This window comes from Brevibacillus sp. AG (assembly GCF_028369215.1).
Classification (GTDB): domain Bacteria; phylum Bacillota; class Bacilli; order Brevibacillales; family Brevibacillaceae; genus Brevibacillus; species Brevibacillus porteri.
Map to the genome: position 1 here is coordinate 981,255 of NZ_JAQMYO010000001.1, position 23,771 is coordinate 1,005,025.

Consider the following 23,771-nt stretch of genomic DNA (forward strand, 5'->3'; position numbering starts at 1 on the left):
CATTCGGGGCAACTCGATTCTTTTCGCGCTCATGCTGTCTGTCAGTAGCTAATCAAAACGCTCTTGGTGGTTCGCTTGAGAATCTCCCACATGTTGGCTTTATCTACCTGATCTTCTGGGAACAGATCGATTCGGTTTACTTCCTTGCCATCTTTCGTTCGGATGAAAATGTGGCCAATTACTTGGTCTTTTGCTATAGGTGCGTGAACCGCCTCATTGATGACAATTTCCTTCTGGAAGGTATCGGCCGATTCTCCTTTTTTCATCAACAAACTAACCGCATGTGGTGTCACCGCATTGATTTGCGGTTTCTGACCTTTATCTACAACGAGTGCGCGCACAGCTTCTCCCTTTTTGTACATCGGCATCACCTGAAAGTGTGTGAATGCGTAATTGAACATGGTCGAAACCTCATTGTTACGCGTTTTTACATCAGGCTCACCCATGACGACTGCAATGACACGCATGTTGTTGCGTTTGGCAGTCGCTGTTAAACAGTATTTCGCTTCGCCTGTGTACCCTGTTTTCAAACCGTCCACCCCTTCATAAAAACGCACCAGCTTGTTCGTATTCACAAGCCAGAAGGGGCTCTCTGTATCTTTCCGCAAATAGTCTTGATACGTACCGGTGAACTTCGTGATGCCATCGTGCTTTAAGAGCTCACGTGACATGATCGCAATATCTGCTGCCGAAGAGAAGTGATTCGCGGCTGGAAGTCCATTGGAGTTGACAAAATGCGTATTTTTCATACCGAGCTGCTGTGCTCGTTCATTCATTCGCGCGACAAAACTCTCTTCTGTCCCAGCCAAGTGCTCAGCCATCGCTACAGAGGCATCATTCCCAGAAGCAATCGCAATCCCTTTCAACATGTCCTCTACCGTCATTTCTTCACCGGGCTGTAGAAAAATTTGCGACCCGCCCATTGATGCTGCTCTTTCACTTGTTCGAACCTTATCGGTAAGCTTAAGCTCTCCCCGCTCCACCGCTTCCATGATCAAAAGCATGGTCATAACTTTGGTGATACTGGCGGGTGGCATTTTTTCATTGGCGTTCTTTTCATACAAGACTGTTCCCGTATCCGCTTCAATCATCACTGCGGATGAAGCTAGTGGGGCAAAATGATTGTCACCCTTTTGCTGTCCAGCCTTTTCTTTGGCAACAGCCATCGGAGAAAAGATGGTAAAGCACATAACGAAGCATAGAGCGAGGTATCCATTCCGTTTCATAGCAGTCTCTTCCCTCCATTCATGGTTTTATTCTCACCATCATGAAAGGAAAATATTCACACAAAAACGGCAAGATTATCTTCTCGAAAGTCATCCGGTTACACAAAAAAATCCCTTCCACTACTCGCAGAAGGGACACTTTCTTAAATGACGAATCGGCTCACATTTTGAGTTAACTCGTCCGCCATTTTTTTCAATTGTTCTACGTTTTCATTAATGCGTGCAATCGAATTCAATTGTTCATCCACTGTCTCTACCACACCTGAGATGGAATCACTAATTTCATCCGACATGGTGGCGAGACGCTGCATGGAGTTCGTCACAACCTGATTACCTGCGGCCATCTCTTCCGAGGTCGCCGTCATCGATTCGCTTTGCTCTGCGGCCGATTGAATCTCTGCCACGATATTTTGGAAAGCAGTACCGACAGACTCTACAGACTGCAAGCCTCCACTCACCATGGTAACGATCTCGTCCATATGCTTGCTCATATCCATTGCCTCATCATTGATCGAATGGGCAATAGCAGCAATACGCTCAGAGAAGGAGCTGCTTTCCTCTGCGAGCTTGCGAACCTCGCTGGCTACAACCGAGAAGCCTCGTCCAGCATCTCCAGCACGGGCAGCTTCAATGGCTGCATTCAGCGCCAACAAATTCGTCTGCGATGCAATACTCGTAATCATTTCGACGATACTCGTAATTTCACGAGCACGATCACGAAGATTGTGCATTTGCCCAGCAGTACGTTCTACCTCACTAGTGGCACGTCTTACCGTATTGATTACGTTCCCCACTAATTCCATTCCGCCTTGCGCTCTCTCAAACGTACGGGTCGTAGCAACCGATGTTGATTCGGCAGCCACAGCCACCTGTTCAACGCCTTCCGATATTTCCGAGACGGTATTGGCCGTCGCTTGCACTTCGTTTGTCTGTGTAGAAACGCGTTGGGCAATCGTTGAAATATTATCCGTAATGACGTTAATGGCTCCTTTGTTCTCTTGCGCAAATAGAGTCAGCTCATCTGTCGCTACGTTCAGTTGTGTAGCTTGTCCCTGTACAAGGGCAATCAGCTTGCGAAGTTCAGCCGCCATCTCATTCATTTTGCGCCCAACCATAGCCAGCTCGTCATTGCCGTTTACTTTTACGTTGATATTAAAATGTCCGGCGCCGATTTGATCCATATCTCGGGCTATCGCGAACAAGGAAAGTCGAATCCGCTTCGCAAACCACCAGATCGCCCAAACCGAGAGTCCGATGATCGGCAAGCTGAAGAGCACGAAGTATAGCCACATTCCGTCCACCTCACCATACACCTCGTCGGTTCCCGTGGACAAAACTACATTCCATTTCAACATCGGTATTGGTGCAAAAGCTGCAAATGAATCAATACCATGATCCGAGTACAATAAGCTATTGCTTGTCTCATACTGCATCAGGGCAAGCATCTCTTCATAATCTTTGTCACCAGCTAGCACGAGCTTGTTGTTGTTATTCGGATTTTGATGAGCTACAACCAAACCATCTTGTCGAACGACAAATGCGTAGCCATTCTCCATGAAAGAGATCTCAGGAATTTTTTGAATCATTTGGTCAATCGTAAACCCAACAACGAACAATCGGCTCGTATCATCTGTCTTTTCCCCTATGGGTGTCGCAATATAAAGAAAACTCTTGTTGCTGCCTTCAACGATTTCTTCATCAGAAATGACCAAGGATTTCGTAGTTAGTGCTCTTTGGAAGTATTGCTTTTGCTTGAAGTCAATCTCATTGGTCCCGGTCAAGGAATACAGGGATTTCCCGGTAGCCGTGTCGATCAAATAGATTCGGGATACTTCTTTATGTGCCTGGCGCAATAGAGTAAACTGCTCCATGATAAGCGGCTGTAGCTCTGTCATCATCACACGTTTGGTTGCCGCCGATTTCGTGGAGTTCACAATTGCTTTTATGTCATCTTCTATGCTATTTGCATGCTGGTCAGCCAGCATTTTCGCCTGGTTAGAGGTAATGCTGAACAGCGTTGATTTCGAGAAGGAAAGGGCTATGTATTGCAAAGAACCGATAATAATAAGTACAAGAATTAGGCCAAACACAATCATCTTTGTAGCAAGAGAGCCTTTTAGCTTTTCCGTTGCTACTTGGCTAGTCAAATTTACTTTTTTTAAGAGATTCGAAATTCCCTCCTTCTTGTTCCATCGTGGCGACAAAAATTTACTCATGCTACTTGCCCCCTTTATCGCTACTACAATTTTCCAGTGCAAGAACTCCGAAAAAATACCCCTGAAAAAACTGCCTCTGGGTACAATACCCATTTTTTTCAGAGGTAAAACCTCCCTTATGAAGGGAAACGAGTTCCGGGCTGCACGAGTAGCCTCGGAACTCGTTATTTGTAGTTGATTTAGTTATACAAATGACAAGCTGCGAAATGGCCTGGCTCTACTTCTTTCCATACAGGTGCGGATGCAGCGCATTCCGGCATTGCTTTCGGGCAACGGGTACGGAAATGGCAACCGCTTGGTGGGTTCATTGGGCTAGGTACATCGCCTTGCAATACAATGCGCTCACGGTTACGCTCAACTTCTGGGTCTGGAATCGGAATCGCAGACAACAGCGCTTGCGTATACGGGTGGAGCGGCTTTTCATACAAAGCATCGCTTTCTGCCAGCTCAACCATTTTACCCAGGTACATAACCGCTACACGGTCGGAAATGTATTTTACCATGGACAAGTCATGGGCAATGAACATGTAGGTCAAGCCCATTTTTTCTTGCAGCTGTTCGAGCAAGTTTACAACCTGTGCTTGTACGGATACGTCCAAAGCAGAGATTGGCTCGTCACAAACGATGAATTTTGGCTCTACTGCCAATGCACGGGCAATTCCGATACGTTGGCGCTGTCCGCCTGAAAACTCATGTGGAAAGCGGTTCATATGCTCAGGATTTAAGCTCACCAAGGAAAGGAGCTCCTGGATGCGTTCTTTGCGCTTTTGACCAGTCGCCAGTCCATGAATATCCAGCGCCTCGCCAATGATATCCCCAACTGTCATACGCGGATTCAAGGATGCGTAAGGGTCTTGGAAAATCATTTGCATGTTGCGGCGCATCGCCTTCATTTCCTGCTGGTTCAAATTCATGATGCTCTTACCTTCAAACAGGACGTCCCCTTCAGTCGCATCATACAGTCTCAAGATGGTACGACCGGCAGTGGACTTTCCACAGCCTGACTCTCCTACTACGCCCAATGTTTCTCCACGTTTGATCTCAAACGAGATATCATTCACAGCTTTCAGAGTATTATCGCCAATAGAAAAGAACTTTTTTAGATTACGTACTTCAATTAAATTTTCACGTTTATCCACTGATATCCCTCCTTCTACGTTCATGCACGGTTCTGAGCAAGCGGATGCTGAAGCCAACAAGCTGCTCGCTGAGTCGTGCTGACGTCGTTCAGCTCAGGATCGATCTCTTGGCACACACGCATCGCTGATTCGCAACGCGCAGTGAATCCACAGCCAACTGGCGGACGCAGAAGGTCTGGCGGCGTACCAAAAATCGGTGTCAGTGGCTCGTCACGGTTCAAGTCAAGACGTGGTACCGAGCGAAGCAAGCCTTTGGTGTAAGGATGTTGCGGATTGTAGAAAATATCGTCAACTGTTCCTGTCTCGATCACTTTTCCTGCGTACATAACGATGACGCGTTCACACATCTCAGCAACAACACCAAGGTCATGCGTGATCAAGATAATGGAAGTGCCTGTTTTCTTTTGCAATTCTTTCATCAGGTCCAAAATTTGCGCCTGAATCGTTACGTCCAAAGCTGTCGTCGGTTCATCCGCGATCAACAGCTTCGGCGAACAGGCGAGAGCGATCGCGATCATCGCACGTTGACGCATACCGCCAGAGAACTCGTGTGGATATTGCTCCACACGTTTCTCAGGTTGCGGAATACCAACCATGGTCAACAGCTCAATGGCACGATCACGTGCTGCAGCTTTCGACATGTTTTGGTGCTTGATCAAGCCCTCGGTAATTTGGCTACCGATGGTCATTGTTGGGTTCAAGGAAGTCATTGGATCTTGGAAGATCATCCCGATATCTTTACCGCGGATCGATTCCATTTCTTTTTTTGACTTCTTGACGATATCCTCGCCATTGAAGAGAATTTGCCCTTTTTTAATTTCACCTGGAGGCATCGGAATCAGCTTCATGAGGGTTTGAGCGGTTACGGATTTACCGCAACCGGACTCCCCTACAATCGCTACAGCCTCTCCGCGGTTGACGTGAAAATTCACACCGCGGACTGCTTTTACTTCACCTGCATACGTATGGAAGGATACATGCAGGTCTTTTACATCAAGAATGCGTTCCATTACGACGATCCCTCCTATTTACGCAGGCGTGGGTCTACTGCATCGCGCAGACCGTCACCGAACAAGTTAAATGCCAAGATGGTCATGGAAATAAAGATTGCCGGGAATGTCAAACGCCATGGATAGTACTTCATGGCCGGCAAGCCCTCATTGGACATCGTTCCCCACGATGCAATTGGTGCCGAAACCCCTAACCCGATAAAGGACAAGAAAGATTCTGCGAAAATCGCGGAAGGTACAGTCAAGCTCAATGTAACGATGATTGGACCCAAAGCATTAGGAATCAAGTGTTTGAAGATCAGACGGTTGGCGTCAGCACCAAGGGAGCGTGCTGCCAGTACAAACTCTTGGTTCTTCAATTGAAGGATCTGACCACGCACAATCCGGGCCATACCGATCCATCCCGTTATCGTCAAGGCAAGAATAATCGTTCCAACACCAGGCTCTAAAACAACCATCAACAAAATAACAACCAGCAGGTAAGGAATCGCAAACAAGATATCTGCGAAACGCATCATCAGTTCATCTACTCTTCCACCATAGAAACCTGCGAGACCACCCCAGATCACACCAATGATCAAGTCAATGAACGCTGCGGCAAGACCTACTTGCAGAGAGATACGTGCACCGTACCAAATACGCTCAAATACGTCACGACCTAGGTCATCTGTGCCAAACCAGTGTTCAGCAGACGGCTTTTTGTTCTTGCCAGCCAGATCCGTCGTAAAATAATCTTGTGGAGTTAGCCATGGGACCACAATGGCACATACGATCAACGCAGCAATGAAGATCATAGAAATCATTGCGACTTTATTCATTCTCAAACGACGCCAAACGTCAGACCAGAAAGAGAGACTTGGGCGCTTGATTGCTTCCGCTTGACGAAGGTCAACGGAAATTGGCTCAAAATGTTCTTTAGTCAAGTTTTGCACGTGTCATTACTCCTTTCCTGCGTCCGAAAGTTTGATCCGTGGGTCTACCAAGGTGTATGCGATGTCAACAATCAGAATCATCACAACAAGGATCATGGAGTAGAACACGGTCGTACCCATGATTACCGTATAGTCGCGGTTTGTAATGGACAAAACGAATTCGCGACCAAGACCAGGAACACCGAAAATACGTTCAATAACGAATGCACCTGTCAAAATACCGGCAATCAGTGGACCCAGGTAAGTAACAACTGGCAAGAGCGCATTACGGATTGCGTGTTTTACTGTAATGGTAAAAGTGTGCAGCCCTTTTGCTTTTGCTGTTTTGATGTAATCTTGACCCATAACTTCAATCATATTGGAACGCGTCAAACGCGCGATAAATGCCATCGGTGATGCGGCGAGTGCCAATGATGGAAGGATGGTGTATTCGAATCCTTCCCATTTCGCGATTGGAAACCAGCCCAAATTAATAGCGAAAATGTATTGGTAAAAGGACGCCAAAATAAAGCTTGGTACCGATAATCCCAAAACGGCGATGACCATCGCGGAATAGTCTTGCCATTTATTATGGTTTAGCGCTGCGATAACCCCTAGCGTAATCCCACCAAAGATAGCGAGCAATAAAGCTTGTGCACCCAAGTGAGCAGAAACTGGGAAACCACGATTAATCATGTCATTAACAGTTGAAGATTTCTCCGTAAACGATGGACCGAGCTCCCACGTTACTACACCCTTCAAATATTCAAAGTATTGTTCGTGCAACGGCAGGTTCAGCTTGTACTTTGCCTCTAGTGCTGCCTTAATTTCCGGCGGGACCTGCTTCTCGGATGTAAATGGACCACCTGGTACTGCTTTCATGATGAAGAAGGTGGCCGTTACAATTAAGAAGAGCGAGATGAGCATAAAAATGATGCGCTTACCGAGATAACGGATCAACTAACTTACCCCCTTGTAGATTTTTGATTGCTTTCACGTCCCATGTTTACACTGCGGAACGCTGCCGACACAGTGTAAAAATCGGCTGTGTAAATAACCCTTAGATCTCTTGCAGTAAAGCTTCTCTCTCTATTTTCTCTTTGCTGGCAATCATGCCAGCTGGTATTTATGGGAAGGGCTTGCATAGCAGAGGGTATATGAGCAACCATATAACCTCTGCTGCAAATCCCGTTTCCTTCGTTATGAAATTACTCGATGTATGCGCCTTTCCAATCCACGTCACCCAGGCCAGTTTGGTGAACGCCTTTCACTTCTGGCTTCTGTACCCAAGATTGCGTGTAGAAGTAAATTGGCATGATTGGCATTTCATCCATCAGGATTTGTTCTGCATCTGCCAAAATTTTCTTACGTTTCTCGAGGTCTGATTCCTGAGCGGATTGGTTCAACAACTCTTTATATTTTGCATTTTCCCAACGCGTATCGTTGTTTCCACCCATTTTATCCTTGTAAAGCTCCAGGAAGTTGATTGGGTCATTGAAGTCACCCAGCCAGCCCATCCGTCCAATCTGGAAGTTACCCTCATGCATATCTTCCAGGTAAACTTTCCACTCTTTGTTCTCGAGTTTCACATCTACACCGAGATTTTTCTTCCATTGGTCTTGGATGGCCTCAGCAATCTTCTTGTGAGCCTCAGATGTGTTGTAGGACAACGTAATCGCTGGCAACTTGCTCATGCCAACCTCTTTCAGTCCCTCTTCCAAAAGCTTTTTCGCGTTTTCTAAATCTTTGTCTTTGAAGTAGCCGTTTGGATTCAGCACCATGGATGGAGGTACAGCGCCTGTTGCTGGGATTTGACCCGTTTGGAGAATGTTGTCGATCAAGGCTTTACGATCGATCGAGTAGGCAAATGCTTTTCTGACTTTAATGTTATTAAATGGCGGCTTTTCGGTATTGAACTTGTACCAGTACGTACCAGCGATTGGATTTGTTTGAATCTTGCCTTGATCTTTCAATGCTGGAATCGCATCTGTTGGCAAAGCACTCATTGGTGCGCCAGCCCAGTCGATTTCGCCATTTTCGAACATGGAGAGCTCTGTATTTTCGTCTTCTACCATGGAGAATTCGATTTTTTCGAGCTTTACATTGTCTTTATCCCAGTAATTTTCGTTCTTCACGAGCACCATCTTGCTCTTGTGCTCCCAAGATTCGATTTTGAAAGGTCCGTTACCGACGTGCGAACTTGCTTCGCCTGCCCACTTCGGATTTGCATCAATTACTTTTTTGTTAACTGGGAAGTAGGTACGGAATGCGAGCAATTCCAGGAAGTATGGAGTTGGATTCTCCAGCTTAACTTCCAGCGTCTTATCGTCAAGTGCCTTCACACCTACTTCATCAAGCTTTGCTTCGCCCTTATTTGCTTTTTCACCATTTTTCACGTAGTACAGCTGATATGCGTAGTTGGAAGCTGTTTTTGGATCGAGAGCGCGCTTCCAAGCATATTCAAAGTCATGTGCTGTTACAGGATCACCATTGCTCCATTTCGCTTCTCTGATTTTAAATGTGTAAGTGAGCTTATCATCAGAGACTTTGTAGCTCTCAGCGGCAGCTTCATGTGGCTTATCGTCGGTACCAATGCGGGTCAAGCCGTCAAAGGTTGCCAAGATAATCGCGCCTGAAGTCGTGTCCTCTGCGAGTCCTGGATCAGTTGTAGGTGGCTCGGAGTGCAGGTTCATCTTTAGAACTTGTGGCTTCTTCTCAGCAGCTGGTGTTGCAGGCTGTGAAGGTGCTGGCGTTGCAGGTGTTCCTCCTGCCGGTGGAGCGGCAGCTGGTTGACCTCCTCCGCACCCTGCCAGGGCGGTTCCTAATACAGCAATCGAGCTCACAAGTGCAAACATATTCTTTTTCAACGCAATAACCCCCAGTACGTTTTTCTTTTTTGTCTTTTTTCTGAAAATAAAGGACGAAAAAAAAACGAAAACTACGCGAAGCTGCTTGACTTCGGCTGGAAGGCATCAACCCCTTTCATTGCAGGGTCACCTCGTCGTCTTGAACGAAAGAGAAGGTGTCTTTGTACTGCTTCAGTTCCAGTGAAACGTCCGCAGCTGCAATTCCTTCAATTTGAGAGAGTCGTTCATTGACAAAGGTGATCAGCTCATCATTACTATGGAAACACGCTTGGATAATCAAGTCGTGCTTACCGCTATAAGCGCCTACAAAGCGTACTGCAGAAAATTTGCTCAATTTTTCTGCCACTTCTTTCTGCAAACCTAGCTTTGTGGTTAACCCGATGATAGCCTGCACATGTAATCCTAATTTCTCTGGATCGGGTTGTATTACGAATTGGAAGACTCCGTCTTGCAAAAGACGAGTGATGCGCGATCGAATCGTTCCTTCGCTCACGCCTAATTGATGGGCGATTTCTGTATATGGGATACGCCCATCTTCATGGAGGATTTGCAGAATCTGTCTATCGACATGGTCCAGCTTTTTCATAAATACGATTTTCTGGGAACCTCCATCATTTTTTTACGAATTTCGCAATAATCTTTTACAAACAGTCTAATACAATAAAAGTAATCGGAAATGATAGCGGTGTCAACGAAATTTGACAAGTAGAATTATAAAACTTTATAAAGTCAATCCGAACAGTAAAATATATTTTATATAATAAAAAACGACTTATATCTTACTATTGAATATGAAAAACTAGATTTAATCAACAATATTTTTTCGAGAAACTGTATTTTTACTCATAAAACAAGGCGTGCTCATGTGCTGTGCACGCCTTGTTTTATTTGATTGATCAACTAATATTCAGACTTTCTATGCTTCGATAATTTTATAAATCAACGGTTGTTCTCCGTCGATTGCCGTCGAAATTCGGAAGGCACCTTCCATTTCTTTCAACGCATTTTGCAGAAGATGGTCTTCGTTGGCATGGATGGTGACCAAAACTTCGCCTGCCTTCACCTGATCCCCGCGTTTTTTGTGCAGAACAAGACCTACTGCCAAGTCAATCGGCATTTCTTTTGTCAATCTGCCAGCACCCAAGACAACAGAAGCATGACCGATCGCTTCTGCATCAATCTCGCTCACAAAGCCGTCCTGTTCGGCTGTAACGGTATGAATGATCTTTGCTTGCGACAGACGAGACAAATCATAGACGTCCTGCTTATTGCCGCCTTGAGCCTCTACCATTTCCGCCAGTTTATCTACTGCTTTTCCGGAAGCCATCAGGTCTTCGAGCTTTTTACGTCCTTCTTCCACATCAGTAACAAGCCCACCCATAACAAGCATGCGGGAACCAATAGCCAATACCAGCTCGGTCAAATCGCGCGGACCTTTACCTGCTAGTGTCTCCACCGCTTCTTTCACTTCCAGTGCATTGCCCACAGCAAAGCCAAGCGGCTGGTTCATATCGCTGATGACCGCCACCGTTTTACGTCCTACTTGGCTGCCGATTGCAACCATCGCATTTGCTAATGTTTCTGCCTCTTCAATGCTTTTCATGAAAGCGCCCTTCCCTACTTTTACGTCAAGCAGGATGGCATCTGCCCCAGCGGCAATCTTCTTGGACATAATGGAGCTTGCAATCAACGGCACAGCTTCTACAGTAGCTGTCACGTCACGCAGAGCATACAGCTTCTTATCTGCAGGTGTCAGGTTGCCAGACTGCCCGATTACGGACACGCCAATATCACGCACCTGCTGCAAAAATTGCTCGCGTGTGCGTTCTACTTCGAAACCTGCGAATGACTCCAGCTTGTCAATGGTGCCTCCTGAGTATCCAAGGCCTCTTCCAGACATTTTTGCCACAGGAATACCTGCTGCCGCAACCAATGGTGCAACAACAAGAGTAGTCTTGTCGCCTACCCCACCTGTACTGTGCTTGTCTACCTTAATTCCTTGCAGAGAAGACAGGTCAAGCTGTTCGCCTGACCCTGCCATTGCCAAGGTTAGATCTCCTGTCTCTCTCGCTGTCATGCCACGGAAAAAGACTGCCATTGCCCATGCGGACATTTGGTAGTCAGGAATACTTCCATCTGTATAGCCTGTCACCAGAAATTGAATCTCTTCTGTTGTCAGTTCTCCGCCATCACGTTTTTTGGCGATCATATCGACCATACGCATTGTTAATCCCTCCGAATCCGTTACTTACATTTTGGCTACGATACCGTTGACCAGAGCCAGGAATTGCGATTTTACCTTTTCTGTTGTTTCCATTACTTCATCATGGGACAGAGGCTGTTCCAAAATACCTGCTGCCATGTTGCTAATGCACGAAATACCGAGCACCTTCACACCCATGTGTCGTGCCACGATTACTTCTGGTACAGTTGACATCCCTACAGCATCTCCACCCAACAGGCGAAGCATACGGATTTCTGCAGGAGTTTCATAGGTAGGACCTAGCAGACCTGCGTATACACCTTCACGGAGCTGGATTCCTTGCTCGGAAGCAACTTCATGAGCCAGCTTGCGGAGCTGTTTGGAATAAGCTTCAGACATATCTGGGAAACGTGCTCCCAATTGTTCATCGTTTGCGCCGATCAATGGATTGCGGAACGTCATGTTGATGTGATCGGAAATCAGCATGAGGTCGCCTGCATTGTAGCCTTCGTTAATTCCGCCAGCAGCATTGGTTACAATAATGGTTTCTACGCCGAGCAGCTTCATGACACGGATTGGGAAAACAACGGCATCCAGACCATGTCCCTCATAAAAGTGGAAACGACCTTGCATCGCAACGACTTGCTTGCCTTGCAGCTTGCCAATCACGAGTTGTCCTTTGTGGCCGACAACGGTGGACACAGTGAAGCCTGGAATTTCATGATAAGGAATGATCACCGGATTTTCGATTTCATCTGCCAAAACACCCAGCCCTGATCCGAGTACGAGACCAATGGTTGGTTTTTCTGTTAGTTTCGGTTCGATATATGCTACTGCATCATGGAAATTTGCCAATTCAACTCTCTCCTTTTTTGTGTTTCTTCTATTATATAAATGTTTATTTTTGCTTAACCTTTATAAATGATTGAGGAAGCTTTTCCCAATCACTGGAGCAGTTACTCCAAAATTGTCTGCGATGGTCGCACCCAAGTCCGCAAATGTCTCACGGATGCCCAAATGTGCCCCAGCTTGAATACCCTTATGATAGACAAGCAACGGAACGTATTCTCTCGTATGGTCGCTGCCATGATGTACAGGATCGTTTCCATGGTCTGCCGTGATTACCAGTAAATCATTTTCTTGTAGCGCTTCCAAAAGTTCTGGAATACGAGCATCGAACTCCATCAACGCTTGACCATACCCTTCTGGATCGCGGCGATGACCAAACTTCGCATCGAAGTCCACAAGGTTTACAAAAGAAAGACCTGTAAACGATTGTTTCATTGTGCCCAGAATTTGATCTACACCGTCCATGTTATCTTTGGTACGGATAGATTGGGTAACACCCTCTTCTGCGTAGATGTCGCCGATTTTGCCAATTGCAATAGAAGCAAGGCCAGCATCTTGCAAACGATTCATGACTGTCGGAGCAAATGGCTTCACGGAATAATCGTGGCGATTTGACGTACGGCTAAAATTGCCTGGCTGTCCAACAAATGGACGCGCAATAACACGAGTAACGGCGAATTCATCACGCAGCGTCAACTCACGAGCTACCTCGCAAATATGGTACAGCTCTTCAAGCGGAACAACCTCTTCGTGCGCTGCTACCTGGAATACACTGTCCGCAGACGTATAGACAATCACTGCACCCGTTTTCATATGCTCTTCGCCAAGCTCGTCGAGAATGTCTGTCCCCGAAGCAACTTTGTTCCCGAGCACTTTGCGACCAATACGTTGTTCAAATTCCGAGATCAGCTCTTGTGGAAATCCATCTGGATACGTGTTAAACGGAGTAGACACATGCAGACCCATGATCTCCCAATGACCAGTCGTCGTATCTTTCCCCATGGAGATTTCTTGCATTTTTCCATAATGGGCCATAGGGGTTGCTACTGGTGCAACGTTCTGGAGTGGTGCAATATTTCCCAAACCTAATTTTTGCAAGTTGGGCAATGAAAATCCTGCAACTCGTTCCGCAATATGACCTAAGGTGTTCGCTCCTGCATCATTGAACTTAGGCGCATCAGGTTGTTCGCCAATCCCTACGCTGTCCATGACGATCAAAAAAACTCGTGAATACTGCATCTTAACGCCTCCTGTTTACCAGTCATTCGAATTCTAAAATCAAGTCGTCAGACGTCTGACCTGATTCAGAAAATTTTTCTCCGCCCGACAATCAGGCGGAGTCGATCGGTTTTTCATACTCATGCTCGCGGATGCGTCTTGGCATAGATGTCCTTAATCCGCGTTCTGGTCACATGTGTGTAAATCTGGGTGGTTGAAATATCAGCATGCCCAAGCATCTCTTGAACAGAGCGCAAATCCGCTCCATTTTCCAGTAAGTGAGTGGCAAAAGAGTGGCGAAGTGTATGGGGTGTAATCTCTGCACGGATGTTAGATTTTTGGGCATATCGTTTAATAATTTTCCAAAAACCTTGCCGTGTAATTTGTTTGCCCAAGTGATTCAGAAATAATGCAGTATCGCCAGTTCCTTTTACCAGCTTGGGGCGCCCTGCCTGTAAATAGTGGCGAACCACTTGAATGGCAACCGAGCCTAACGGAATGATTCGCTCTTTTGATCCTTTTCCCATGCACTTGACAAAGCCCATATCCAGATTCACATCAGCACTATCCAGATTGACTAACTCCGAGACACGAATGCCTGTCGCATATAAAAGCTCAAGCATCGCCTTGTCCCGCAGCCCGGCAGGATGATTGATAGGAGGACTTTCCAAAAGACGTTCCACTTCCTCAACAGAGAGCACTTTCGGCAAGCGTTTCTCGATCTTCGGTGTTTCCAGATGAATGGATGGATCTTTATCTATGTACTTATCCCGAATGAGAAACTGATAAAACGCTCGTATCGATGCCATATTGCGAGAAAGCGTTGCTGTAGCACGTCCTTTTTCCCGTAAAACAAGCAAGTAACCAATGATGTGCGTCCGAGTAGAATCCTCTATTCGAGCAACACCTTGCTCCTGTAAGTACGAGGTAAAGGCCACCATATCCCGTTGATAGGATTCCAGGGTATTTCTCGATAACCCTTTCTCCACAGTCAGGAAATGAATAAACTGATCAATCAGACTGTCCATGAAGCTGTCCCCTTCAGCTGATAAGTATCTTGTATTGCTTTCCACAAAGAAGAAGAAACTCCTGCTTCTCCAGATAAAAAACTCAAACTTGCATTACTCTCCCGTTAAAAAAAAGAGCTGTAGTCGTGCGACATAACCGTCAAAATCCTGTGCCTGAGAGGTATTGATGACTTTTACTACCTTCACTGCATTCCCATGTGGTTCATGATAAGGGTTTGCCGGGAGAAATTTGTCCGCCAGCAAGGTAATGATGCCGTAGGAGAGCAAGGTGCAGGTAATGAAAAGAAGCAAGAAACGAAGACCCTCCATCAAGCGGCGATAAGAGACCTTCATCCGTGAGCCTCCTTACAGACTTTCTTTCATTTATATGCACTTGTCCCCTGCTCCATTCGAATCGATCCTCTCTTAGGATTCCACAGGAATAGGTCTGCCATTACAAAAGCTCCCAATGAAAAAAGAAAAACTTCTCCGTTCCCAGAGAAGTCGACTTTATTTGAAGTCCTCCACGTTCACTTTATCTACGCAACGATTGCAGATCCCGTAGAAGGTCAATCGGTGGTCGGTAATATAAAAGTTGTAAACATTCTTGACTTTCTCTTCTGCTGTGACAAGCAGATCTTCAAAAATTTCATCCACCGTACCACAATTGAGGCAAATGAGGTGATGATGGTGATAGGCAGCATTATCATCACGAAGATCGTAACGAGCTACGCCATCGCCAAAATTCATTTTATGGAGGATCTTCAGTTCGCTCAACAGCTCTAATGTCCTGTATACGGTAGCAAGCCCGATTTCCGGCGCTTTATCCTTCACCAACAAGTAAACATCTTCCGCGCTCAAGTGATCTTCTTCATTCTCCAACAACACGCGAACAGTGGCTTCACGCTGTGGTGTCAGCTTGTAGTTTTGTGAATGCAACTGCTGCTTAATTTTCTCTAATTTTTCTTCCAACATTAATGCCCCTCCCCGCTCGCATGAAACCTGTTCCTATTATAGTAGAGGGGCATCGAATAAGTCAAATGCATAAGTTCTTACCTGAGAATTATTCTTAATTAAGTACGAGCTGCATCAACCGAGGGGAAATGAAGGTTTCAAACAAGGCTGCAATCGTCAATACCGCCAGCATGCTAAGAACAAGAACCGTATAGCCCATAAAATGCGGCATGATGACATCCCTTTTGCTTAGCACTCTCGTTCGTATGAGTCGAAGAGAAAACGAAATTCCGCTGACGCCTACAATAAAAAGGGCAGGAACGACTAATAAATTTTGTGGGAGAACACCCACCATGGCAAATGTTACGCCTTGCCATTGGAGTTGACTCACCAAAAAACCGACGGTGAAACCAACCACGACTCCTTTTAAGAAGAGCATCAACAAAATCATAGGCAACCCAATAATGGATAATCCTAGCACCCACATGATCGCTATGGTTTTGGCATAATGACCAAACGCCTGCTGAAAATGGGCACTGGTCTCAGGGATTCCATCACTGCCAAGACTGTTGAAAAAATATTGTAGAAAACCGTACAGCTCCTGCTTCTGTGACAATGGCAGTGAATTGACGAGGACGGCTCCGAAAATAATGCCCATCGTAAACAGGACGATCGTGAACCAGTAGAGTGACTGATGTTCTCTCGCATAGGATTGGATAGTTTGTCCGACTCGTGAACGCACGCTTCGTCGCCTCCCGCTTGGCTGATTACTGTACAGCTTATGCGGACGAGTTCTCCCCTATGACAACCTACATCGGGACGATCTTTCCGTAGGTACCGGCGCCGCCTTTTTGAACAGAGAGCTTTCCCTCTCGTGCGTGTACGATAAGCGATGCGATTTTCTCTCCGACAACAGAGGTGAGCTCTTCTTCGTTTACGCGATGCAATACGTTCATCTGTGTACCAAACGACCGATACAGCTTGTCCAACAATTTCGGACCGATTCCCGGAATGAATTCCAACGGGATTTGCTCGATATAAGGAGGACGGAACGCCGGATGCTGGCCGGCCTCTACATCCGCCAGCTGATCAATGCGCGCTGCAACCCCTCGCACAATTCGTTGGAAGCCGCATTCCGGACATTTGCCTGAGGCATCCGCCGCTAGTAAAGACTGGCACCCTTGGCACGCCGTCTGATGATACTTCCCAAGCTCGGGATGCAGACCGTAGTTCATATGAACCCCTCTGCCATCGATGCGCTTAATTGCTTTCACCCACTCTGCGAAGGAACGCTCTTGCATATATATCGCTTGATATTCCCGGCCTATCTTCGCCAGAGAATGGGCATCTGAGTTTGTGAGAAAGGTTTTGTCATGGAGCTCGGATATGCGGTCTGCCATGATGGTATTCGCACTCAATCCCAGCTCAACCGCATAGATAAGCGACGGATCAAGCACTTCGGCCATCGAATCCGTACAGCTCCCATACAACCCTTTATGCGGCGTAAAAATATGTGCCGGGATCAAGAGGCCCTGCAATTGATCGACACAGGCTTGTAGTTCCCTCAGTGATGTGTAGATACGCTGAGAACTTAATTGCACATTTTTGCAGCGTTCAGACAGCCACGCGGTAAATTGCTTCATTTCTTGCAGTTTCGGCAGATAAACGAGAAAATGAGCTGCACCACGCCCTGGCTCCTTGATTTCTACTTCGCACCCCAAGAGTAGCAATGTATCTTTGTAGGAAATTCCTCCATCCACCTGTTCAGTGGCTAATCCCTTTTCCAACAGATCTACCAGCTCTTCCTGAACCTCCGGCGAATGTGCATCGATAATCCCGATGACATCCATCCCTTTTTTATCTGAGGCTTCCTCCAAAATTTTCGTGAGTGTCATTTGGCGAGAAGCCGTTATTTTCACAGGATTACCGGTCCACGTACCACCGATGTGAATATGCATATCGCAAAAATACGAAGAAAGCATAGTACTAACCACGTTCGCGTAGCATTTTGTTTTCCCACGCAAACAATGCCACGACTGTCTTGGCATCGCGAATTTCTCCACTTTGATGGAGCGCAAGCGCTTCTTCCAATGTTACTTCCAGCACATCGACGAACTCATCCTCGTCCGGCTTGCTTTCTCCTTTTTTCAAACCAGTGGCCACAAAAACATGTAAAATTTCATCCGCGAAGCCTGGAGATGTGTAAAAAGAGCTGAGCGGTGTGTACTGACTCGCAACGTAGCCGGTCTCTTCCTCCAGCTCGCGCATTGCACACGCAAGCGGCTCTTCCCCTGGCTCCAGCTTTCCTGCTGGGATTTCCACGATCGTACGCTCCAATGGCTTGCGGAACTGTCGAACTACAACCATTTTGTTATCATCTGTTATCGGCATTACAGCAACCGCGCCTTGATGATTCACGATTTCTCGCTTGGCTGTGTTGCCATTGGGCAGAAGGACCTCATCTACCTTGACCTTAATAATTCTTCCGTCATAAATCGGTTGACTGGAAATGGTTTTTTCATATAAGTGATCATATTTACTCACTGTCGTCATCATCCTTTTTTCATGAAGTCGTTCTAAATCGTCGATTCCCTCCATAAGTTGGGAGCATAGAGCTTGTCCATCTTATTGTATCGGAGGAGATTATGAATGAAAACATATGTTAACGAAAACCAATTGCGTATGGTCGGGAAAGCTTGGGAGATCAAGGCTGCACTTCGTTCCTGGTCAAATAAAGACCTAACGCTTCAAGCGTACTTAATGAAGCGGGCAAATGCGGGGCGTCGTTAACGGTTTGGACGATGTAGCCCAAACTGTTGTCTACATAATCGGCAGCCATCCATGCCGTCTGAAAAGGTGCAGGGTCCTCTTGCCAATTTCGTCCCATCGTAGAAAAGGACAAGCCATACCCCTTTTCCAGCGCTGCTAGTTCTGATTGGTCTGGGACTTTTCCTTTTATGAAAATATGCTTCCCCGCAACTTCTAGCGTTTTCAATTGCCGTGAAAGGACTTCATCTCTTTCGTCTCCGAAAATCGGAATGGTAACCAGGGCAGGACAGAGAGCAAATCGGTTTAATATCGATACAGTATGATGACTGACACCGTAATGCCTGGTACGTGGGTCACCAAAGCTGATTCGTGGAATAAAAAAGGGTGTTCCACCGAGAGTAGATATGGCATGAATGACCTCAGCTAACTGAATTCCCGAGAAGCCGTAAGGTGTACCTGTACCTGCTACCCCAGGTCCCAACATACAAACAATAATATCGGCATGCTCTACATGGCGCGCTGCCAACAAGCCACTATGAATCGTCAGCGACTCGCGATCTCCACCCCACGCATGACCTGTCGTTACTGTCGCAGCCAAGCTCCCGACTGCTTTTAATTGCTGGACGTGCTGACTCAAGGCAATCGGCAAGGATGCACCGTCTGGCATAACATATACGATACGGACATTTGGATTTTTTTTATGCAAAGCAAGGACAGCAACAGGTAGAAGACTGTGCAGCTCTCCGACCAAAACAGGGGTACCTTCCAAGGATAGGTCATCTTGCACAAACAAAGGGTGGTACGGGCTAGTCTGTTCTTCTACCGAATCAACCGCGAGCTGCCATGGCGAATAGCGCATTTTCATGACATGCCCCCACTCATTCGGAAGAACATCGGTTTCCTCCGGTTGGGTAACCTTCCCTACAACAAAGTGATACCCGCCTGTCCCCAATTCAAGGCGAACAGCAGTTGTATTGATCAAGAGTAAATCGCCACTGCTATAATCCTCCTGCAAAAAAGACAGCACTCTCTCCATCTTGTATCCAGCAACCGATTCTATCCGGACTTCGAGTATCTGCATCCCTGTTTGCTTTTCCAGAACTTTTTGGACCGTCCCCACTGCCAAACGGAGCACTCAGCTTCCCCCTTTCATTCCTGCTTCGTCCCCACTTTCTATTCAGTCTATGATGAACAGTGCTTGTCTCAATCATGCAAACGAGTAAGAGAACGTACAAAAAGGCCGGAACCCCTCGCAAGGAGATTCCGACCTTCTTTTGATTATTCTTGTACTTCTGCAATAACAGCAAGCACCAGCTCAGCCGCTTTGTTCAGTTCAGCGATTGGCATGCGCTCGCTTTTTGTATGGATTTCTTCATAGCCGATGGCAAAGTTTACGCTTGGCACGTTGTAGCCGTTAAATACGTTACCGTCGCTTCCGCCGCCGCTTGCAACCAGCTCAGGATTGCGGTCTACACGCTTAACCGCTGCAATCGCTTTTTGTACAACAGGCGTTTCTTCGTTGAATTTGTAGCCGTGGTACATAAAAATAACATCATTTTCGCAAGTCGCACCCATTTCGGCTGCCACTTCTTCAAATGCTGTCGTCATTTTCTTCACTTGCGCTTCCAGCTTGTCCATGACCAAGCTGCGAGCCTCTGACCAAATTTCCACATAATCCGTTACGATATTGTACGCTTTACCGCCTTCAAAACGACCGATGTTTGCAGTTGTGTCCGCATCGATACGGCCTAGTGGCATACGGGAAATGGCTTTACTTGCAACCGATATAGCACTGATGCCATCCTCTGGATTCACACCTGCATGCGCTGCTTTGCCGTGAATTTTGGTTACGATGCGATATTGTCCAGCACCAGCTACTGTAATTTTTCCAACCGGACCTTCCGAATCGAGGATGAAGCCCATTTCTGCTTTCAGCAGGCTGGAATCCATTGCGCGGGAGCCTACAAGTCCTGACTCTTCTCCCACAGTCAATACGACTTGGATCGTTGGATGTGGCAAGTTTTGCTCTTTCATGCTGCGAATACCTTCAAAGATCGCCGCGATTCCTGCTTTGTCATCCGCACCGAGGATCGTCGTTCCATCGGAATAAATATGGCCATCGCGAATTTGTGGCTTGATTCCGTTTCCTGGTACAACCGTATCCATATGACTGCTAAACAGGATAGTCGGACCGTTTCCAGTTCCTTCTAAGGTTGCAATCAGATTGTTGGCACCATGTCCGGTTTTCGCTGCTGCGTCATCCTCTTCGACGGTAAAGCCCATCTCAATCAGTTTTTCTTTGAGCACCTTATTGATCTCTGCTTCGTTCTTCGTTTCACTGTCAATTTGGACGAGCTCTAAAAATTCATTTAACAAACGCTCTTGGTTGATCGTACTCACACTCGTTACCTCCTGATCGTACTGCCCGATTTTGGTACATATTCACAAGTTCCAGTATACCGCAAAAAATTTTTTTCTACTACGTAAACGCCTATGATTCTTTCGGATATTGGCATAGCTCATACAAAACGCCATTCGCTGCCTTTGGATGCAAAAATCCAATCAAAGCATCGTGCGCACCCGCTTTGGGGACCTCGTGAATGAGAGGTACACCTTGCTCTTTTAATGTGGCTAGACGACCCGCAACATCATCCACATCAAAAGCAATGTGGTGAATGCCTTCTCCGCGTTTTTCCATAAATTTTGCTATTGGACTCTCATCACTTAACGGTTCTAGTAATTCAATATGACTTTCCCCGATCTTTAAAAATGCCACTTGTACTTGTTCGCTCTCTACGATTTCGGTTCCAACCAACTCCAATCCCAATTGCTCGGTATAAAAGGGAAGCGTCTTTTCCAAGCTTTTTACCGCAATGCCGATATGGGCAATTTTTTTCGGTGCGCTCACGAATCATCATCCTTTTGTAAGTGGTTGTCTCATTGGCTACATTTCGGTACAATTTCAGCATGGGCGAAAAAAAGAAAGCCAATGATATCCTTTTCTTCATTCTAGCACAGCCACTTACAGAATCACCTGATAATTTCCTCTACCTTGAAAGGAGGTTTGATTAGAATGAGACACCAGTCGCTCTTTGCAAAAATCCTGATCGGCATTCTAATACTCTCACTCATCGTTCCCACGTTTTTTTACTTTCAATAAACGAGTGCTGATAAACGATTAAAAACCCCTTTCCGACTGAAAAGCGGAAAGGGGTTTTTCGTTTGTCCCAGCTCGTTTTTATTTTTGAACGTATATGCTGGAAGTTTTCGCATCCCAGCCGACTTTATAACCAAGATTATCCGTAACGGTACGGATTGGGATCATTGGCATGCCGTTTTTGAGAACAACAGGTGTTGGCAATTGGATATCCGTTTTGCCTACTTTTGCTGTTTTCGACCCAACTGTAAACTTCACGACTTTGGTTCCACTGATAACAGCAACACTTGTATTGTTCCATTGCGTAGTCAGTGCCAATCCTTCTTTAAAGAATTGGGCTGGAACCATGGTCGTATTACCATCTGCAAGGTAAGGAGCTACAGAGAGAGGATACGTTTTGCCATTCAGGCTGAAGTTTGCTGTATTTACTTTAAAGGAAGCCGCGTTCGCTGGAATAGCTGTCGATGGCTGTTGTGGTGTTGGCGTTCCAGGCTTTGGTTGAGCCGGAGAAGGCATCCCTACACCAACAGCACGCGCAAACAGCAAGCCTCTTTCTTCGGAAGTAAATACACTAATGCTATATGTGTTTTTCACAGCAGGGTTTACGATGTTCGCCGCTGGACTGATCACGATAGTAGCATTTGTTGCCGCAGGAATATCCTGAGACGGATAAATCAGAACGTTTTGTCCACGAACCGCAACAAAATTCGCACCTGCACCATTCACAGAGATGTTAGCTGGCGCGATGTAAGCCGGTACCTTGTAGCCTACCGGGAATACGATCTCGATGAAATCGCGCTGTTTTTGCAGACCAACACCCAATCCTTTGATTGCCACGTTCACACCCGTCTGCTTGCCAAGTGCATTTTGTGTCAATGCGATAGTTGCGGTGCTGTTGTTAGTAGTTGTATTTGGTACAGGTATTGGAGTTGTCGGGTTGGTTGGCGTCGGGTTCACCGAAGAGCCACCGATGCTGAAGGATTTGGATTCCAAAGTTCTTCCGGAAACAGTAGCCTTCAACGTATAGCTACCCGCCGCTTTTGGATTCGAAATCCACGCTCCGTAAGTAACTTCAACCTTCACTTTGCTATTGGTACCGAAGTTGGTTGGTGCTACCAACGCGATTCTATTTCCAACTGCAGTTGCTTTTTTCGCTGGTTTCCCATTGAGCAAAAAGTCTGATGCAGTCAAAATACCCGGTACCATGTCAGATGATGGGAATTCAAGAACTAGTTCCCCATCTGCTTTCAATTCTTTGCTACCGAAATCAGCATCAAAGGTGTAGCTGGTGCGAGCGCCTGCGCCCGGATCGGACAGGTTCACAGTAAAGCTGTCGGAAGCGCTGCTAGGAGTGGAGGAACCGTTCTTAGTAATTTCAACATCCTCTGATTCGTATGTAGTTCCATCATATTTCACTTTGAAAACGTGCTTGCCTCCGGAATTAGGGTTCTCGATTCCAGCATCCTTGTCAAATTCCACGGTGATGTAATCATCTGCGTCTGCACCACTCGGAATTTTGACATCAACGGTACTGCCACTAACACTGACAGATTTCGCTGTATAGCCGTTTACTTTTACATCCTCTTCATCAATGCTTGATGGCAGCATGTTTTTATCTGGGAAAGTGACAGTAATCGTGGAGTTTGACTCCAGCTCATCACTTCCTTTGAGAGAAATTTTGCCAAGCTTGAGGCTGACTTTTTCTCCTGCTGCTTTGCTGCTCAACGATACTGCGTAATCTTTGCTGGACTTGCTACTGCTGCTCGAGCTGCTTTTTTTGATATCTACATCTTCCGATTCCGAATCCTCGTCACCCGCTTCTACACTTACGCTGTATGAACCTTTGTCATCGGGATTCGTGATACCGCTCGTAATTTTAATCTTTATTTTATCGCCTTCATCTAAATCTTCATCAGTCTTGATTGTAATTTCGCCTTTAGAAACACTTACTTTCTTCACATCGAAGCTAGCATCAATATCGTCCGTATCAATGTCATCGTCGATATCAAAATCAGAATCGAAATCAATAGTAATGGATTCTCCACTTTCCAGATCTTCTTCTAGCTTGAATTCAATTGTGTAGTCACTTTCTTTACCTGCACCATCGTTGTCAGCCGTTACCGACAATTTTTCAATAGCATGTGCTTGCTGCGGTACTGCCACAAATGGTGTAGCGGCCAGCGCTGATGCTAGCACTATTGGTAGTGCTTTTTTACTTTTCTCCATGTTTTTCCTCCCATAATTA

Annotated in this window: 21 protein-coding genes; all 21 read right to left on the bottom strand. The window is 46.2% G+C overall.

Annotated elements, in window-relative coordinates; all coding sequences use genetic code 11:
* Positions 1–41: 41 nt before the first annotated feature.
* A complete protein-coding gene (locus POF51_RS04420; RefSeq protein ID WP_017248053.1) occupies positions 42–1,226 on the bottom strand; it encodes a D-alanyl-D-alanine carboxypeptidase family protein in 1,185 nt (394 codons plus the stop codon).
* A 143-nt stretch (positions 1,227–1,369) separates the two neighbouring features.
* Positions 1,370–3,442, bottom strand: coding sequence for a methyl-accepting chemotaxis protein (locus tag POF51_RS04425; RefSeq protein ID WP_069844657.1), 2,073 nt, complete (start codon positions 3,440–3,442; stop codon positions 1,370–1,372).
* A gap of 179 nt (positions 3,443–3,621) precedes the next feature.
* Positions 3,622–4,581 carry an ABC transporter ATP-binding protein gene (locus POF51_RS04430; protein WP_026043036.1) on the bottom strand — a complete coding sequence of 320 codons (960 nt, stop codon included), beginning with the start codon at positions 4,579–4,581 and terminating at the stop codon, positions 3,622–3,624.
* Positions 4,582–4,601: 20 nt separating this feature from the next.
* Entirely contained in the window at positions 4,602–5,591 is a 990-nt protein-coding gene (locus POF51_RS04435) for an ABC transporter ATP-binding protein (RefSeq protein WP_069844656.1), read from the bottom strand.
* 14 nt (positions 5,592–5,605) lie between these two features.
* Complete coding sequence (locus POF51_RS04440; protein WP_017248051.1) at positions 5,606–6,523, bottom strand: ABC transporter permease; 918 nt, start codon at positions 6,521–6,523, stop codon at positions 5,606–5,608.
* 6 nt (positions 6,524–6,529) lie between these two features.
* A complete protein-coding gene (locus tag POF51_RS04445) occupies positions 6,530–7,462 on the bottom strand; it encodes an ABC transporter permease (protein WP_017248050.1) in 933 nt (310 codons plus the stop codon).
* A gap of 248 nt (positions 7,463–7,710) precedes the next feature.
* Positions 7,711–9,369 (bottom strand): peptide ABC transporter substrate-binding protein, encoded by a 1,659-nt coding sequence (locus POF51_RS04450; RefSeq protein ID WP_069844655.1) that lies wholly within the window; start codon positions 9,367–9,369, stop codon positions 7,711–7,713.
* 115 nt (positions 9,370–9,484) lie between these two features.
* Positions 9,485–9,955, bottom strand: a complete 471-nt coding sequence (locus POF51_RS04455; protein WP_012686077.1) for an Lrp/AsnC family transcriptional regulator — start codon at positions 9,953–9,955, stop codon at positions 9,485–9,487.
* Between the two features lie 330 nt (positions 9,956–10,285).
* Positions 10,286–11,593 (bottom strand): pyrimidine-nucleoside phosphorylase, encoded by a 1,308-nt coding sequence (locus tag POF51_RS04460; RefSeq protein WP_069844654.1) that lies wholly within the window; start codon positions 11,591–11,593, stop codon positions 10,286–10,288.
* Between the two features lie 24 nt (positions 11,594–11,617).
* Positions 11,618–12,427 carry a purine-nucleoside phosphorylase gene (locus POF51_RS04465; RefSeq protein WP_007720725.1) on the bottom strand — a complete coding sequence of 270 codons (810 nt, stop codon included), beginning with the start codon at positions 12,425–12,427 and terminating at the stop codon, positions 11,618–11,620.
* Between the two features lie 60 nt (positions 12,428–12,487).
* Complete coding sequence (gene deoB, locus POF51_RS04470) at positions 12,488–13,660, bottom strand: phosphopentomutase (RefSeq protein ID WP_069844653.1); 1,173 nt, start codon at positions 13,658–13,660, stop codon at positions 12,488–12,490.
* A gap of 119 nt (positions 13,661–13,779) precedes the next feature.
* Positions 13,780–14,667, bottom strand: coding sequence for a site-specific tyrosine recombinase XerD (gene xerD / locus POF51_RS04475; RefSeq protein ID WP_069844652.1), 888 nt, complete (start codon positions 14,665–14,667; stop codon positions 13,780–13,782).
* A gap of 93 nt (positions 14,668–14,760) precedes the next feature.
* A complete protein-coding gene (locus POF51_RS04480; RefSeq protein ID WP_007720735.1) occupies positions 14,761–15,000 on the bottom strand; it encodes a YqzK family protein in 240 nt (79 codons plus the stop codon).
* A 156-nt stretch (positions 15,001–15,156) separates the two neighbouring features.
* Positions 15,157–15,621 carry a ferric iron uptake transcriptional regulator gene (gene fur, locus POF51_RS04485; RefSeq protein ID WP_007720739.1) on the bottom strand — a complete coding sequence of 155 codons (465 nt, stop codon included), beginning with the start codon at positions 15,619–15,621 and terminating at the stop codon, positions 15,157–15,159.
* Positions 15,622–15,715: 94 nt separating this feature from the next.
* Positions 15,716–16,342 (bottom strand): stage II sporulation protein M, encoded by a 627-nt coding sequence (gene spoIIM / locus POF51_RS04490; protein ID WP_016739960.1) that lies wholly within the window; start codon positions 16,340–16,342, stop codon positions 15,716–15,718.
* Positions 16,343–16,409: 67 nt separating this feature from the next.
* Positions 16,410–17,582 carry an endonuclease Q family protein gene (locus POF51_RS04495; RefSeq protein ID WP_069844651.1) on the bottom strand — a complete coding sequence of 391 codons (1,173 nt, stop codon included), beginning with the start codon at positions 17,580–17,582 and terminating at the stop codon, positions 16,410–16,412.
* Between the two features lie 4 nt (positions 17,583–17,586).
* Entirely contained in the window at positions 17,587–18,144 is a 558-nt protein-coding gene (locus tag POF51_RS04500; RefSeq protein ID WP_069845453.1) for an NUDIX domain-containing protein, read from the bottom strand.
* Positions 18,145–18,304: 160 nt separating this feature from the next.
* A complete protein-coding gene (locus POF51_RS04505) occupies positions 18,305–19,504 on the bottom strand; it encodes a DUF3866 family protein (protein WP_069844650.1) in 1,200 nt (399 codons plus the stop codon).
* A 143-nt stretch (positions 19,505–19,647) separates the two neighbouring features.
* Positions 19,648–20,769: a M20/M25/M40 family metallo-hydrolase gene (locus POF51_RS04510; protein WP_069844649.1), complete on the bottom strand. Its 1,122-nt coding sequence runs from the start codon at positions 20,767–20,769 to the stop codon at positions 19,648–19,650.
* 91 nt (positions 20,770–20,860) lie between these two features.
* Positions 20,861–21,277, bottom strand: coding sequence for a methylmalonyl-CoA epimerase (gene mce / locus POF51_RS04515; protein ID WP_069844648.1), 417 nt, complete (start codon positions 21,275–21,277; stop codon positions 20,861–20,863).
* A 330-nt stretch (positions 21,278–21,607) separates the two neighbouring features.
* On the bottom strand, positions 21,608–23,752 hold the full coding sequence (locus POF51_RS04520; RefSeq protein ID WP_069844647.1) for a copper amine oxidase N-terminal domain-containing protein: 2,145 nt from the start codon (positions 23,750–23,752) through the stop codon (positions 21,608–21,610).
* Positions 23,753–23,771 lie beyond the last annotated feature (19 nt).

Bases quoted from the DNA above. Each gene is read 5' to 3' on its own strand.
- POF51_RS04420 (WP_017248053.1), bottom strand. From the start codon at position 1,226: ATGAAACGGAATGGATACCTCGCTCTATGCTTCGTTATGTGCTTTACC.
- POF51_RS04425 (WP_069844657.1), bottom strand. From the start codon at position 3,442: ATGAGTAAATTTTTGTCGCCACGATGGAACAAGAAGGAGGGAATTTCG.
- POF51_RS04435 (WP_069844656.1), bottom strand. From the start codon at position 5,591: ATGGAACGCATTCTTGATGTAAAAGACCTGCATGTATCCTTCCATACG.
- POF51_RS04455 (WP_012686077.1), bottom strand. From the start codon at position 9,955: ATGAAAAAGCTGGACCATGTCGATAGACAGATTCTGCAAATCCTCCAT.
- POF51_RS04460 (WP_069844654.1), bottom strand. From the start codon at position 11,593: ATGCGTATGGTCGATATGATCGCCAAAAAACGTGATGGCGGAGAACTG.
- deoB (WP_069844653.1), bottom strand. From the start codon at position 13,660: ATGCAGTATTCACGAGTTTTTTTGATCGTCATGGACAGCGTAGGGATT.
- xerD (WP_069844652.1), bottom strand. From the start codon at position 14,667: ATGGACAGTCTGATTGATCAGTTTATTCATTTCCTGACTGTGGAGAAA.
- POF51_RS04480 (WP_007720735.1), bottom strand. From the start codon at position 15,000: ATGAAGGTCTCTTATCGCCGCTTGATGGAGGGTCTTCGTTTCTTGCTT.
- fur (WP_007720739.1), bottom strand. From the start codon at position 15,621: ATGTTGGAAGAAAAATTAGAGAAAATTAAGCAGCAGTTGCATTCACAA.
- POF51_RS04495 (WP_069844651.1), bottom strand. From the start codon at position 17,582: ATGCTTTCTTCGTATTTTTGCGATATGCATATTCACATCGGTGGTACG.
- POF51_RS04520 (WP_069844647.1), bottom strand. From the start codon at position 23,752: ATGGAGAAAAGTAAAAAAGCACTACCAATAGTGCTAGCATCAGCGCTG.